Genomic DNA, 13,733 nt, shown 5'->3' on the forward strand with positions numbered 1-13,733 from the left:
AGGGTTCGGTCATGGGTCACGAGTATGACGATGTGGAACTGCCCTTCCTGAACCAGTGCCGCGCCATGGGCTGGCAGGTGCAACAGGGGTCAAAGGACGACCCCAGCCTGACCGGGCGCGTCACCTTCCGCGAGACCATCGCCGAGGCCACGCTGCGCGAGCGCCTGCGCGCCATCAACCCCGGCCCCGATGGCCAGCCCTGGCTGGACGATGCCCGCCTGTCCGAAGCCGTCAGCGCCCTGACTCGCCATGGCCAGCGCGGGCTGACGGAGGCGAACCAGGCGGTGACGGAACTGCTGCTGCGCGGCCTGACGGTCGAGGGCCTGCCCGGCTGGGACGGCGGGCGCGGCCAGACCATCCGCTATATCGACTGGGATGATGTGGGGGCCAACACCTTTACCATCGCCAACCAGTTCCGCGTCGATTGCCCGCCCGGCCATGACGTGGGCAAGGGCTTCATCATCCCCGACCTTTTGCTGCTGGTGAACGGCATCCCGGTGGTGGTGGTCGAGGCGAAAAGCCCCGCCATCCCCGAGCCGCTGGCCGAGGCAGTGAACCAGCTTCGCCGCTATCATAACGCCCGCAAGGCCGCGCTGGAGGTGGAGGAGAACGAGGGTGCGCCCGCGCTGTTCGCCTCTGTCCAGTTGCTGATCGCCACAAGCTTCGATCAGGCCCGCGTCGGCTGCATCGGCGCGGGGCTGGAACATTACGGAAGCTGGAAAACCGTGGTCGGGCCGGATGGCACCGGGTCCGAGGACGAGGTGGCGGCGGGTTTGGGGAAAAAGGGCCTGTCGGAACAGGAACGCCTGATCGCCGGGATGCTGCGGCCCGCGCATCTGCTGGATATCCTGCGGCATTACCTGCTGTTCATGAATGTGGGCGGCCAGACCATCAAGACCGTCTGCCGTTATCAGCAATACCGCGCGGTGAACCGCGCGCTGGAACGGCTGCGCACCGGCAAGACCCGCGCGCAGGATGGCGAATATGACCGGCGCGGCGGGATCGTCTGGCATACGCAGGGGTCGGGCAAAAGCCTGACGATGGTGTTCATGATCCGCAAGATGCGGACCGATGTGGCCTTGCGGAAGTTCAAGATGATCATGGTCACCGACCGTCGTGACCTGCAACGCCAGCTGTCGGAAACGGCGACCCTTTCGGGCGATGTGGTGGAGCTGGCGACGAATGCCGGGGCGCTGAAACGGCTGGCGCGGCGCAAGGGGCCGGGGCTGGTCTTCGCCACTATCCAGAAATACCGGACCGAGGAGGATATCCCCGAGGTGACCAAGGGCCCGGCCTTCGAGGTGCTGAACGAGGATGAGACGATTCTTGTCGTGGTGGACGAGGCGCACCGCACTCAGGCCGGAGACCTGCACGCCAACCTGATGGCGGCCCTGCCGAATTGCGCCCGCATCGGCTTCACCGGCACGCCGATCATTATGGGCGAAAAGAAACGCACGGCGCAGATCTTTGGCGATTTCATCGACCGCTATACGATCAAGGAGGCCGAGGCCGACGGGGCCACGGTGCCGGTCCTGTATGAAGGGCGGACGGCCGAGGGCGCGGTGAAGGACGGCGCCACCCTCGACGGGCTGTTCGAGGACATGTTCCGCGACCGGACCGAGGACGAGCTTGAGGCGATCCGCAAGAAATACGCGACGAAGGGCAACATCCTCGAGGCCCCGGCGCTGATCGCGGAAAAGGCCCGCGACATGCTGCGGCACTATGTGACGAACCTGCTGCCCAACGGCTACAAGGCGCAGGTCGTGGCCTACAGCCGCCTTGCGGTGATCCGGTATCATGCTGCGTTTCTTGAGGCGCGGGATGAGTTGTTGGCGCAGGCGGCCGCGCTGTCGGATCACGACAAGGCAATGGACGACGAGTTCCTGTGCAGCAAGCCGCCTGTGACGCAGGCCCTCGTCCAGGCTTGGCGGTATCGCGACACGCTGGCGCGGATCGAGTTTGCGCCCGTGATGTCGGGCGGCAACAACGATGACCCGACCTGGCGGCAATGGACGGAAGGCCATGCCCAGGAAGCCCGGATCAAGCGGTTCAAGAAACCCCTGTTCCACAAGGACCCGGCCAAGACCGATCCGCTGGCGTTCCTGATCGTCAAATCCATGCTTTTGACTGGGTTCGACGCCCCCATTGAGGGGGTGATGTATCTGGACCGGTCGATCCGCGAAGCCGAACTCTTGCAGGCCATCGCCCGGGTCAACCGGACAGGTTTCGGCAAGTCCTGCGGGATCGTCGTGGACTATTTCGGCGTGGCACATCACCTGAAGGCCGCCTTGGCCGCATATGCGGACGAGGATATCGAGGGCGCTCTGGTCGGGCTCAATGACCAGATCCCGGTGCTGCGGGATCGCCACATCCGGGTCATCGACATTTTCCGCAGGGCCGGCCTTGAGGACCTTTCTGATGATGAGGGCTGCCTGAATGTCCTTGCCACCGAGAAGGCCCGGGCCGAGTTCACAGTCAAGCTCAAGGACTTCCTGACCTCGCTCGAAATCATCCTGCCACGTCCCGAAGGCCTTCCTTTCGTCAAGGATGCGAAGCGCTTGGCCTATATCCATGCCCGTGCACGCAACCGATATCGCGATGTCATGTCGCTTGGGTCCGATGTCGGAGCAAAGGTCCGCAAGCTGATCGATGACCATGTGATTTCCTTGGGGATCGACCCAAAGATCCCGCCTGTTCAGCTGACCGATGCGAACTTTGACAACCATGTTGGGCAGACGACCGGCAATCGTGCCAAAGCCTCGGAGATGGAGCATGCGATCCGGTCGCACATCCGTAAGAACCTTGAGGCGGACCCTGTTCGTTTCAAGAAGATGTCGGAGCGCCTGAAGCAGATCCTGGAGGGGCTCGGGCAGCAGTGGGACCAGATCATCGAACAACTCCAGGCACTTATAGATGAGCTTCGCTCCGAAGGCGCATCCGCTGACGGAACGGCGCCTAACATCCCCGAGGTTTACCTACCCTTCTTGCGGACCGTGCTGGAGGCTTGCGCCGCGGGGCCGGAAACGGACTCAGCCCAGTTGCAGGCCATCCACCAAATGACCGTCGAGATTGTTGACCGGATCATTGAAGAGGTGGGCTCCAACCGTTCGATCTGGAGCAGCTTCAAGCTTGCGGACCAAGAAAACCTGCGTTCGGAGGTATTCGAGATCATTTTTGACCGGCGGCTGAGCGGGTTCACGGTGGCCGATGCTGAAAGCCTAGCTGATGAGTTGATCCAGCAAGCCAAGGCAAACGATGAAAGGCTCAGGACAGCGTGATGCGTCGCCTTCCGCTTTCACCGATCAGAACTGGTGGCAAGCCAACCCGAACCAGTGATCACAGGCTGGAGGTTGATGGCCTGTCTTTCGAGGTTCACAGGAGTAATCGGCGCAAGACCTTGCAGATCACGGTCGAACGGACGGGAGCGCTTTTTATCGTTGCGCCATCTCAGGCCGCAGACCAGCAGCTGGTGGAGTTCGTTGAGGAAAAGCTGCTCTGGATCCACACCAAGATCGAAGAGAAGGCAAGGCTCCAACAGAGGGCGCCGATCAAGGAATTCGTTGATGGCGAGGGTTTCCTGTATCTGGGCAAGAGCTACCGGCTCAGGCTTATGGAAAACCAACTCGTGGATCTGTCGCTTCGCAACGGACGTTTCTGCCTTCGCAAGGCGTCTGCGCATCGGGGCCGGGAAATCTTGGTAAGCTGGTATACCCGCCGCGCGCAGGATTGGTTCGAACGACAAGTAACTGAGCAGGCGAACCGGATGGGCGTGACCGTCAGGGAAGTCAAAGTTCAGGATCTTGGCTATCGCTGGGGATCATTCGGTAGTGGTGGTCGGGTGTCTTTTCACTGGAAGGCTATTCTGCTGCCGCCTCGGATCGCTCAATACGTGGTCATTCATGAACTCGCCCACGGCCTGCATCCAGACCATTCATCCGCCTTCTGGATCAAGGTCGAGCAGCATCTCCCCGACTGGCGCGGCCGGAAGTCGTGGCTAGCCGAGAATGGGATCCAAGTTGAAGGAATCTGACCTGATGCTTGGAACGCATGCGGCAGAAACGAAATAGAAGCACTATACTTAACCGAAGGGTGATCTGAGACCCGCCCGAATGGCCTCCTGTTTTTCATTGACGGTGGCGAAGGTCAGGGTGTCAGGCACCAAACTCATCCTCTCGAAATTGGGTCACGGCATGGCGGCAAAGTCTGAGCGGCGATGCCCTTCGACCATGTCGCGCAGTGCCTGCGGGGCAATCACCTCGACCTTGTCGCCCCATTGGTAGAGGTGCCAGGTCATCTCCAGCCAGCCCGCCGCGTGAAAGCGCACGATCAGACTGCCATCGTCCTGTGGTTCCAGGACCTGCTGCGGATGGAAGCGGAAGCCTGCGGCGCGGTCGGCGGCCTCCGGAGCAAAGCGCCAGACCACCTCGCCGTATTGCGCCGGATCCTGCCAGACGCCGAAGGCCAGCGCGGCGTATTCGGCGATGGTGAACCCGTCCTGAAATGCGAAGCTTTCATTCAGCGTCTCGGCCTCGTGGATGAGGTCGATGCGGAAGTTGCGCACCTCGTCCGCCTTGGCCGGATCGCGGGCGGCAAGATAGGTCCGATGGCCCAAAAGGACCCCGTGCGGTTCGAGGATGCGGGAAGCAGCGTCCTGATTGTAGCGCACGCGCAGGCGGAAGGGACCACGCAGGGCTTCGATGATCGCGTCGAGGATTGCGGGTTGAAGGCTGACCTTCGGCCCCGGCCGGGTGACCTGGCCCATCGCCAGTAACACTGCCTCGGCATCCGCCTCGACCCGCGCCCGGGCGGGAACCCGCGCGAGCAGGCCATCGCGCAGGTCGTTCAATGCCTTGGCGTGGCGCAGCCGTCCCTCGGTCTCGGCCGTCCGGGCCGCGATATCCAGCGCTTCGACACCGGTTTCGTGCCGCAGCTGCAACTGCGTCAAGCCGGAATTGACCAGCCGCCAGCGTCTCTTGCGGTCCTCTCCATCCTCAGCTTCGACATTGCCGAAGGTCTCCTCAAGCGCATCGGTCATTCGCTGCGCGGTGCGGTGCGAGACGCCGAATTCCTCGCAGATATCCTCCAGACTGACGCCGCCGCGCCGTGCAGCGGCAATCTGGGCAAGTCGGATCAGATCTTGGGCCTTCGAAAACGACATGCTGCCTCGCAAGCGTGTCAGAGATTGTCACCCCGGCAGGCTAGGAAGATTGGTGCGACCTGTCGAGCCGATTCCCGAGTGATTTCCATCACCAGTTCCTTGGCCCGGCAGGCGCACCAAAGCATTAAGAGGAAGAACAATGGCTGGTCGTGTCATCAGGATCGAACGGGTTTCATCGCGGGGCGGCATCGTCGAGGAGCCTGTCGTTACGTCTAAGGGCTATCAGCTTGCCGATCCGGCGCATGGCAAACACAAGCACCACGCCGAAAACGCGACCTATGTCCGGACGCTGGACGAGGCCGCCTCGCTTGTCAGTCGTGGCTTTTCGCTGCGCATGGGCGCAAAAGGCAAGCCGCCCTCGCTGATCGCGCCGAAGAGCCTCCGGATCGTGCGAGAGGGTGATGTGTAGTTGGCCTGAACCTGCGCAAGGTTCAGCGGGCGGCACGCCGATTTATTGGCGCCTCGAGCCCGACAGGAATTGACACCCAAGGAGATTATTGAAGAACCTGTGACCTGACGAGACGATTCCGCTTCGGGTTGCGCTCATTTACGATTTCAGGGCGACCATGAGGAACCTCGGCGGCACCATCCTTTTCTCGGCAACCGACCTGATGCGGTTCATGGGCTGTGCCCATGCTACGACGCTTGATCTGATGCGGCTGCGCGGCGAGGGGCCGGAGCCGGGCGAGGATAGCGAGGACACCGCCTTGTTGCAAAAGCAGGGCGATGCACATGAGGCGGCGCATCTGGAAAAGCTGAAATCCGCCGGCAAAGCCGTGCTGGAAATTCCCCGCGGCGATCTGTTCGCCGATGCGCAGGCGACCCAGGCGGCGCTGGTGCAGGGTGCCGAGGTGGTCTTTCAGGGGGCATTCCTGTCGGGCACTTGGGGCGGCTGGTCGGATTTCCTGCTGCGGGTGGATAAGCCCTCGGCCCTCGGCCCGTTCAGCTATGAGGTGGCCGACACCAAGCTGAAGCGCAGGCCGCATCCCAAGCATGTGCTACAGCTTGTTCTCTATTCCGACCTGCTGACCGAAGTGCAGGGTGTCGCGCCGGAATTCGCCCATGTCGAACTTGGCACCGGCGAGCGCGCGACCCTGCGACTGGCGGACTATGCGCATTACGCCCGGGCGGCCCGGGCGCGGCTGGAGGCATTTGTTGCCGCACCAAAGCCAACGCGCCCCATCCCATGCGCCGATTGCGGCCTTTGCCGTTGGGCCGATCATTGCGAAAGCGTCTGGCATGCGGAGGACAGCCTTTTCAACGTGGCCAATATCAGCCGGGGACAGGTCAAGAAGCTGGAGGCCGCGGGGATCACCACGATGGCGGCCCTTGCGGAACGGGATCGCCCGGTGCGGGGCATGGCCGAGGGAACCCGCGTGCGTCTGGTAACGCAGGCCCAGTTGCAGCATGCCCGCAAGACCGGCGCCCCGTCCTTCGAGTTGCGCGCGCCAGAGCCAGGCAAGGGCTTTGACTTGCTGCCCGCGCCGCAGCCGGGCGATCTGTTCTACGACATCGAAGGCGATCCGCACTACGAGGGCGGCCTCGAATATCTGCATGGCGTCTGGTGCGACGGGCAGTTCCGCGCCTTCTGGGCGCACGACCACGCGGCCGAGGCCAAGGCGCTCGAGGAGCTTCTCGCTTTCTTCCGCGCGCGGCTGGAGGCGTTCCCGAACGCCCGCATCTATCATTACGCGGCCTACGAGATCACCGCGCTGCGCCGCCTGACCACGAAATACGGGATCGGCGAAGCCTTCCTTGACCGCCTGCTGCGCGAACGGCGCTTTGTCGATCTGTTCGCGGTCGTGCGCGGCGGGCTGATCGGGTCGGAACGCAACTATTCCATCAAGTCGATGGAGGCCTTTTACGGCCGCGTGCGCGAGGGAGAGGTCAAGACGGCGGGTGGGTCGGTCGTGGCCTATGAGCGCTGGCGCGAGACGGGCGAACAGCAGATCCTTGACGAGATCGAGGATTACAATCGGATCGACTGCATCTCGACCGAGGAACTGCGCGACTGGCTGGTGGGCATCCGCCCAGCGGGTCCGTGGCCGACCCTGGCCCCTGATGCCGGGCCGAAAGAGGCTGAGGAAGATGCCGATGCGCAGGCCTTGCGCACGGCACTTGCCGCGTCAGACCTGCCCGAGGACCGGCAGGCGCTGCTGTTCAACCTCGGCCTTTTCCACAAGCGCGAGGCCAAGCCCGCGCAATGGGCTGTGTTCGATTCCGCGTCCAAGGACGAGGATGACCTGCTCGACAATTTGGACGCGCTGGCGGGGCTGGAAGCGATTGGTCCAATCGAGCCGATCAAGCGGTCCTTCGCCCGCAGCTATCGCTTCCCGCTGCAAGAGACGAAGCTTCGCCCCGGCAAGGGCGCGACGGTGCCGGTGTTCGATGGCCCGCCGATCTCGGTCAGCATCACCGACATGGATCGCAGGGCGCGGCATGTCACGGTGAAGGCTGGGCCCGGAAAAGATCATCTGCTCGGCGACCGGGTGAACCTGCACCCCGACTGGCCACTTGATCCGAAACCCATTCCTGGCGCCTTGCGTGACGTCATTGCCGACCAATGTGGGCCGCGGGCCTGGCGGGCGGTCGATGATCTGCTATCGCGGGCAGCACCCCGTCTGAAAACCGGTCCGCTGAAGCCTGTGGCCGACCCCGTTTCCGGCACGATCGCGGCTGTGGGTGCGATGGACGAAACCGTGCTGCCGATCCAGGGGCCGCCTGGCACTGGCAAGACGTATGTCACTGCCCGGGCGATCCTGTCGCTGGTTTGGAAAGGCGCAAGGGTCGGCGTGACCTCAAACAGCCACGAAGCGATCCGCAACGTCCTGATGGGTTGCCTGAGTGCTCTCGAGGAAGAGGATCTGCCGATCACGCTGGATCTGGTTCACAAGACCAGCGGCGACGATGACGGCTACCCCGACGATTGCCCGGTGAGGCGCACCACCAGCAATGACGATGCGGCGGGCGGCCAGCATGTTGTCGGCGCGACGGCCTGGTTCTTCTCTCGCGACGAGAATGTGCAGGCCTTCGATTGGCTTTTTGTGGACGAGGCCGGACAGGTCGGTCTGGCCAACATGGTGGCCATGGGCCGGGCCGCACGCAACATCGTGTTGGTCGGTGACCCGCGCCAACTGCCGCAAGTGATCCAAGGGGCGCATCCCGAACCGGCGAACCTGTCATGCCTCGACTGGATGCTGGGCGACCATGCGACCGTGCCCCCGGACCGTGGCATCTTCCTGCCCGTCTCGCGCCGGATGCACCCGGAGGTCTGCCGCTTCATCTCGGATCAGGTCTATGAGGGGCGGCTGAACAGCCACCCCGACACCGCGCGTCAGGCGGTAAGCGGGACGCGCTTCCCCGAGGCGGGGGGCTTCTGGGTGCCGGTCCCTCACGAGAGCAACGCGCAGATCGCGGCCGAAGAGGTTGAAGCGATCCGCGCGGCAGTGGCCGACCTGCTGCGGGGCACATGGACCGACAAGGACCGCACCACTCGCCCGATGCGGGCCAGCGACATCATCGTGGTCGCCCCCTACAATGCACAGGTCAACGCCCTGCGCGACGCGCTGCCCGACGCCATCCGTGTGGGCACGGTGGACAAGTTCCAGGGACAGGAGGCCCCGGTCTGCCTCGTCTCGATGACCGCCTCATCAGCCGAGGAAACCTCGCGCGGAATGGAGTTCCTGTTCTCGCTCAACCGCATCAACGTGGCGGTATCGCGCGCCAAGGGGCTGGCACTGGTCTTCGGCGCGCCGCGTCTGCGCGAGGCGAAATGCGAGACGGTTGAGCAGATGCGGCTGGTGAATACGCTCTGCGCTCTGATGGAATTGGGAGAGGGCTGAATGTGGGAAGGTATCGAGGCGCGAATTATGGAGAACGACCGTGATGCCGTCGTTCCGTTGCGGCGGGCTTTCCTGGCGGAGTTGGTCGGGTCTGATTTGCGGCCGGGGACAGCCACGAAGAAGATGGTGGCTTTCGATACGACCGATGGAGAGCGGCTCGTCTGGCAGGTCGAGGCAGCGGCGCAGAATTTTTATTTGCATCGAAAATGGTCCGACCGGGTGGAAGCGGCAGGTTTTGTTGTAAAACTTTTTCCCTATCAGAACGGCCAGAAGGATGGGGCGCGCCATTCGGGTTTGAGCCGTGACTGGTCATTCGGGACGTCGGACTGCGTTCAGGTGCGTGTGGACTCGGTGGGTCGGCTGAAAGAGCTAATTGCCCTTGTCGGTGGTGATAAGGGTGAACTTGCTCTCGATCCTGCTGCCATTGCGCGATGGATCGGTGTGATCCGGACGATGTTTCCGGGCTTCCGGCACTTCGATCCGCCGGACGCTGAGTTTGATCAGCGGGAGAGAAGCTACAAGCTCGAAACGTCGCGCAATCTGCGGGCCGGGTTGGAATCTGCCTCTACGGACCGTGAAGTTCTGGATGCCGTGCTGGCGTCGATCAGCCAGAAGAGCAGCAACCTGCTGGATTGGCGGACGAGCCTCCCGCTCATGCCCAATGGGGACGGCGACAAGGAGCAGCTTCAACCGGCCCTCGTCCGGCTGGCGCGTGCGGCCTTGGGGCCACCAGAAGGACACGGTGCCGCTATGGATGAGTTCGTTGCGGTCTGGCGCGCGGCGGTGCCGAAGCCTTCGGACGATCCGCCCCGGCAGATTGCGGAGTTCCTGTTCTTTCACCTCTGGCCGGACTCGGCGAGTTACATCCGCAATACCGTCCGTCAGGATCTGTGGCGCGAGGGGACGGGGCGTCCTTTTCCGCGTCATCCGCAAGTTTCGGCCACTTATGCCGATGAGTTGCGGTTCATGCGGGCGGTCCGGGCGGCTTTTGTCGAGCGTGGTCTGGCCCCACGGGACATGATCGATGTGCAGAGTGCGCTTTGGGTTGTGTCGCGGTATCGCGACGAGGACATGAGCATCACCCGCCTGACGGTGGAAGGCGCGATGGATGCCATTGATCGGCACAGGGACGGCGTGGAAAGGACAGAGATTCTGGATCGGTTTGGCGATCCGCGCGACTATTGGGTTTTGTCGACACGCGCCCGGCCGAACAGAGTCTATCCGACGAAGCCGATCATCGGGGTCATTCGCAAGAAGACTGAATTCAGTGGCGGCTGGGGGCTGAAGCATGATGCTGCCTCGCTGCTTCATGCAGCCGGTTTCGTGATCGTTGGCGAGAACGGCGAGACTTTGCCGCTGCCCGAACAATACACCCACCTCGACCGTGGACCTGACCGGGTGCGCCTTTGCGCGGTCAACTACTTCGTTGAACCGGCGCGGGAGGATCACCGGTCGCAGGTGGAGATCGGGGTGGCCGATCTGCATCGCCTGCTCGGGCCGTCCTTCACGCTGGCGGCTGCCGGCGAGGCGATCTCTGATCCGCTGTTTGCGGATATGGCGGGAATCACCCTCATCGGACGCAGCGGCGCGGCGCAGTCTGATGACGAAACATTCACCTTTGCTTTCGAGCAGACAGGGAAGACAGAACCCATGACGAGCACCGAGATTGCCCTGCCGACGAACCTGATCCTTTATGGCCCGCCCGGGACCGGAAAGACCTACCACACAGCGTTCGAGGCGGTCCGGCTGTGTCTGGGCGATCAGGCGGCCGACGCGATGCGAAACGACCGGACGGCTGTGATGCAGGCCTATCGGACGCTGGTTTCCGAAGGTCGGGTGGAGTTCGTAACCTTCCATCAGTCCATGTCCTATGAAGAATTCGTCGAAGGACTGCGGCCAGAGACGGGTTCTTCCGGTGGGGCCGAACTTTCGGAGGGCGGCGTGCAGGGAGGCGGCTTTACGCTTAAAGTAAAGGATGGGCTCTTCAAGCGGATCAGCGAGCGGGCGCGGCTTGATACCGGGGTCGCGGCGGAGGGGTCTTCACGACTGGATCGGAAGCGAAAGATTTATCGACTGGGCCTGACAAGCAGCGGATGGAAGTCCAAGCTGGATCGCGCCTTGGCCTTGGGGCGGATCGATTGGCTACATGGCGGAGATACCGACTGGTCTGCCCCGGAATTCGAGGAATGGGAACGGATCAAGGCCGTGCGTCAGGTCGAGAATCCGCAGATCAAGGGATACTCGCCCGATGTCTATGGGACCTGGGTGATCCGTTCGGAAGCGGAGGTCGGCGACTTCGTCATGCTGACGGCGCGCACCGGAAACGTTGTGGCGCTGGGTCGTATCGTCGGACCGTATCTTTATGAACCACCCTCCGCAACAGAACCCGCACGGCATTCGCGGGCGGTCGATTGGATATGGTCAAGCGCCCAAGGCGTGGACCGCGAGGGGATCTATCCGAAGCCCTTCACCTCGTTCCACCCGATCTACTCGCTGGAGCCGGACCTCATCGGCTGGGATGTGCTTGAACAGATAGTGTTCGGGGAGTCCGCCGCCCGCCCGACGCAGTCTGCCCGTCCCCATGTCCTGATCATCGACGAGATCAACCGGGCCAACATCTCAAAGGTCTTTGGTGAACTCATTACCCTGCTGGAACCGGACAAACGCTTGGGCATGGAAAACGAGATCAGACTGCAGCTGCCCTATTCAAAGACGCTCTTCGGTGTGCCTGCGAACCTGCACATCATCGGCACGATGAACACAGCCGACAGGTCCATCGCGCTGCTTGATACCGCGCTGCGCCGCCGCTTCACGTTCCGCGAATTGATGCCGGACCCGTCGGTCCTGCCCGAAGTCGTGGACGGGATCGCGCTTCGCAGGCTTTTGCAGACGCTGAATGAGCGCATCGAGTATCTCTTCGACCGCGAGCACCAGATCGGACACGCTTATTTCTCGGCCTGCCGGAGCCAATCGGAAATCGTGGATGTGCTGCGATACAAGGTGATCCCCCTGCTGGCAGAATATTTCTACGAGGACTGGTCCCGCGTCGCTGCCGTACTGGGCGATGCGGCGCAGGGGCGGTCGCGCTTCCTGACCGCGCGTGTTCTGCCGGTGCCCGATGGCCTTGGGGATGATGACACGCGAGAGCCGCGGATGCGCTGGACGCTGAACGACCGTTTCGATCTGTCCGAGTTTGCGGCCTGATGCGGACCCACACGATCCGGGAGTGGGAAAGCCTGTCCTACGGGGAGGGCGAGGGGCAGATACCGGAGCTCCTGGCCGCACGGCTTGCGGAAGTTGCGCGGTCATCACCCCTGGCCGGAAGCGGTGGGCAGGGCGTGCTGGAGGAACATCGCAAGCACATCCGGGCGCGGGGAGTCGTGGGCGTCATTGCTGCACCGCAGGGGGCGCTGGAAATCCTGCCAAAGATCGACGTGGCTGAAGCCGACCCGACAGCCCGCAACGCTGCGATCCGGAAGCGTCTGATCCATATGCTGGCCGTGGCGTTGGACTTGCGGATCGACCTTGGGCGGATGACGGAGCTCGACTGGCAGCGCGACACGCTTCTGGAAATCCTGATCCGGGTTTTTGCCGATAAGCTGACCGAGGCGGTCAGGCGGGGCATGCCACGCCAATATCGGCGGGACGAGGACGATCTGCCCGCCCTTCGCGGGACCCTCGACGTAACGCGGCAGTTCACGCGGCATGCGGTCAATCCGTCTCGCCTCGCCTGCCGGTTCGATGAGTTGTCCGGCGACATCGCCCTGAACCGGATCCTGAAGGCGACACTCGGGCATCTCGCCCGTGTCTCGAGAAGTGCAGCGAACCTCCAGAAGCTTCGGGAGCTGGGCTTCGTCTATGCCGACGTCTCGGATGTGCCGCCGGCAGCGCTGCGCTGGAATGAGGTGATCCTAGACCGGACGAACCGGTCATGGGCCGAGTTGCTGGGCATGGCGCGGTTGTTCCTGTTGGGAAGATATCAGACGACCAGTTCGGGCGCTGGACAAGGCTCTGCGCTGCTGTTCGAGATGAATTCCCTGTTCGAGGAATATGTCGGCCGACTGATCGCGCGCCGCCTGAGGGGGACGGAGTTTTCCGTCCATCTGCAGGGCGGTCGGTTGTTCTGCCTGACCTCGGAGCCTGACGGGCGCGGTCTGTTCCAGACGAAACCTGACATTCTCATTCGGCGGGGAGGTGAGGTGGTCCACATCATCGACACGAAGTGGAAGCGGATCGCGGCGCGGGTGGACGACAGGAAGCACGGGGTTTCCCAAAGCGACGTTTACCAGATGATGGCCTATGGGCATCTTTACCGGACGGGTCGGTTGACACTGCTGTATCCCCGGCATCAAGGACTGGACGGATCGCCTGTTGTGCTGGCGCGGAACAGGATCACGGGGTGGGACACGGCTTTGGAGACCGCCTGCGTGGGGATCGGAAATGTTGCGGAATTGATGGCTGATTTGGATGAGCTTTTCTGGCTCGATGCACCTGCCGTAGCTTCGCGACGATCTCTTCCAGCTCGTGGTTCTTCTGGGGCATTCCTTCGTCCTCCATCTGGATCCACAGCCCAATTGAGGGAGGCCCCCTTTTCAGGGGGTGACCTTTTTTAGCTTAGGGTCACCGCAGGTAGCCAGCACCTTAGCTGGGGCAGACAACGGCGGTTGCGCGCCCCCGCAACCAAAATCTTGTTATATATCAAATAGATAGAACCCGACCTAAACAGTCGGGTT

7 protein-coding genes are annotated in these 13,733 nt (G+C 62.7%); 6 read left to right on the forward strand and 1 reads right to left on the reverse strand.

Features of this window, described 5'->3' with window-relative positions; genetic code table 11:
- The first annotated feature begins 11 nt into the window (after nucleotides 1–11).
- Both D2N39_RS20160 and D2N39_RS20165 read left to right on the forward strand, forming a co-directional pair.
- Entirely contained in the window at nucleotides 12–3,278 is a 3,267-nt protein-coding gene (locus D2N39_RS20160; RefSeq protein WP_119136578.1) for a type I restriction endonuclease subunit R, read from the forward strand.
- Nucleotides 3,278–4,030: a M48 family metallopeptidase gene (locus D2N39_RS20165; RefSeq protein ID WP_119136579.1), complete on the forward strand. Its 753-nt coding sequence runs from the start codon at nucleotides 3,278–3,280 to the stop codon at nucleotides 4,028–4,030. The genes D2N39_RS20160 and D2N39_RS20165 overlap by 1 nt, the downstream gene beginning before the upstream one ends.
- Before the next feature lie 153 nt (nucleotides 4,031–4,183).
- On the opposite strand, the gene D2N39_RS20170 is transcribed toward D2N39_RS20165, so the two are convergent.
- The gene (locus tag D2N39_RS20170; RefSeq protein WP_119136580.1) at nucleotides 4,184–5,158 is read right to left on the reverse strand and encodes a helix-turn-helix transcriptional regulator; all 975 of its coding nucleotides are present in this window, start codon (nucleotides 5,156–5,158) and stop codon (nucleotides 4,184–4,186) included.
- Nucleotides 5,159–5,297: 139 nt separating this feature from the next.
- Between D2N39_RS20170 and D2N39_RS20175 the strand changes: the two genes are divergently transcribed.
- The 4 genes from D2N39_RS20175 to D2N39_RS20190 all read left to right on the forward strand — a co-directional run bounded on the left by D2N39_RS20175 (nucleotide 5,298) and on the right by D2N39_RS20190 (nucleotide 13,613).
- Entirely contained in the window at nucleotides 5,298–5,567 is a 270-nt protein-coding gene (locus tag D2N39_RS20175; RefSeq protein WP_119136581.1) for a hypothetical protein, read from the forward strand.
- A gap of 157 nt (nucleotides 5,568–5,724) precedes the next feature.
- Complete coding sequence (locus tag D2N39_RS20180) at nucleotides 5,725–9,000, forward strand: TM0106 family RecB-like putative nuclease (RefSeq protein ID WP_119136582.1); 3,276 nt, start codon at nucleotides 5,725–5,727, stop codon at nucleotides 8,998–9,000.
- Entirely contained in the window at nucleotides 9,001–12,204 is a 3,204-nt protein-coding gene (locus D2N39_RS20185) for an AAA family ATPase (RefSeq protein WP_119136583.1), read from the forward strand.
- A complete protein-coding gene (locus D2N39_RS20190) occupies nucleotides 12,204–13,613 on the forward strand; it encodes an McrC family protein (RefSeq protein ID WP_119136584.1) in 1,410 nt (469 codons plus the stop codon). Before D2N39_RS20185 ends, D2N39_RS20190 begins: the two co-directional genes overlap by 1 nt.
- Nucleotides 13,614–13,733 lie beyond the last annotated feature (120 nt).

The organism is Gemmobacter lutimaris, from assembly GCF_003570715.1.
Taxonomy (GTDB): domain Bacteria; phylum Pseudomonadota; class Alphaproteobacteria; order Rhodobacterales; family Rhodobacteraceae; genus Gemmobacter; species Gemmobacter lutimaris.

Coding starts and splice junctions, on each gene's coding strand:
- D2N39_RS20160 (WP_119136578.1), top strand. CDS start 12: ATGGGTCACGAGTATGACGATGTGGAACTGCCCTTCCTGAACCAGTGC.
- D2N39_RS20165 (WP_119136579.1), top strand. CDS start 3,278: ATGCGTCGCCTTCCGCTTTCACCGATCAGAACTGGTGGCAAGCCAACC.
- D2N39_RS20170 (WP_119136580.1), bottom strand. CDS start 5,158: ATGTCGTTTTCGAAGGCCCAAGATCTGATCCGACTTGCCCAGATTGCC.
- D2N39_RS20175 (WP_119136581.1), top strand. CDS start 5,298: ATGGCTGGTCGTGTCATCAGGATCGAACGGGTTTCATCGCGGGGCGGC.
- D2N39_RS20180 (WP_119136582.1), top strand. CDS start 5,725: ATGAGGAACCTCGGCGGCACCATCCTTTTCTCGGCAACCGACCTGATG.
- D2N39_RS20185 (WP_119136583.1), top strand. CDS start 9,001: ATGTGGGAAGGTATCGAGGCGCGAATTATGGAGAACGACCGTGATGCC.
- D2N39_RS20190 (WP_119136584.1), top strand. CDS start 12,204: ATGCGGACCCACACGATCCGGGAGTGGGAAAGCCTGTCCTACGGGGAG.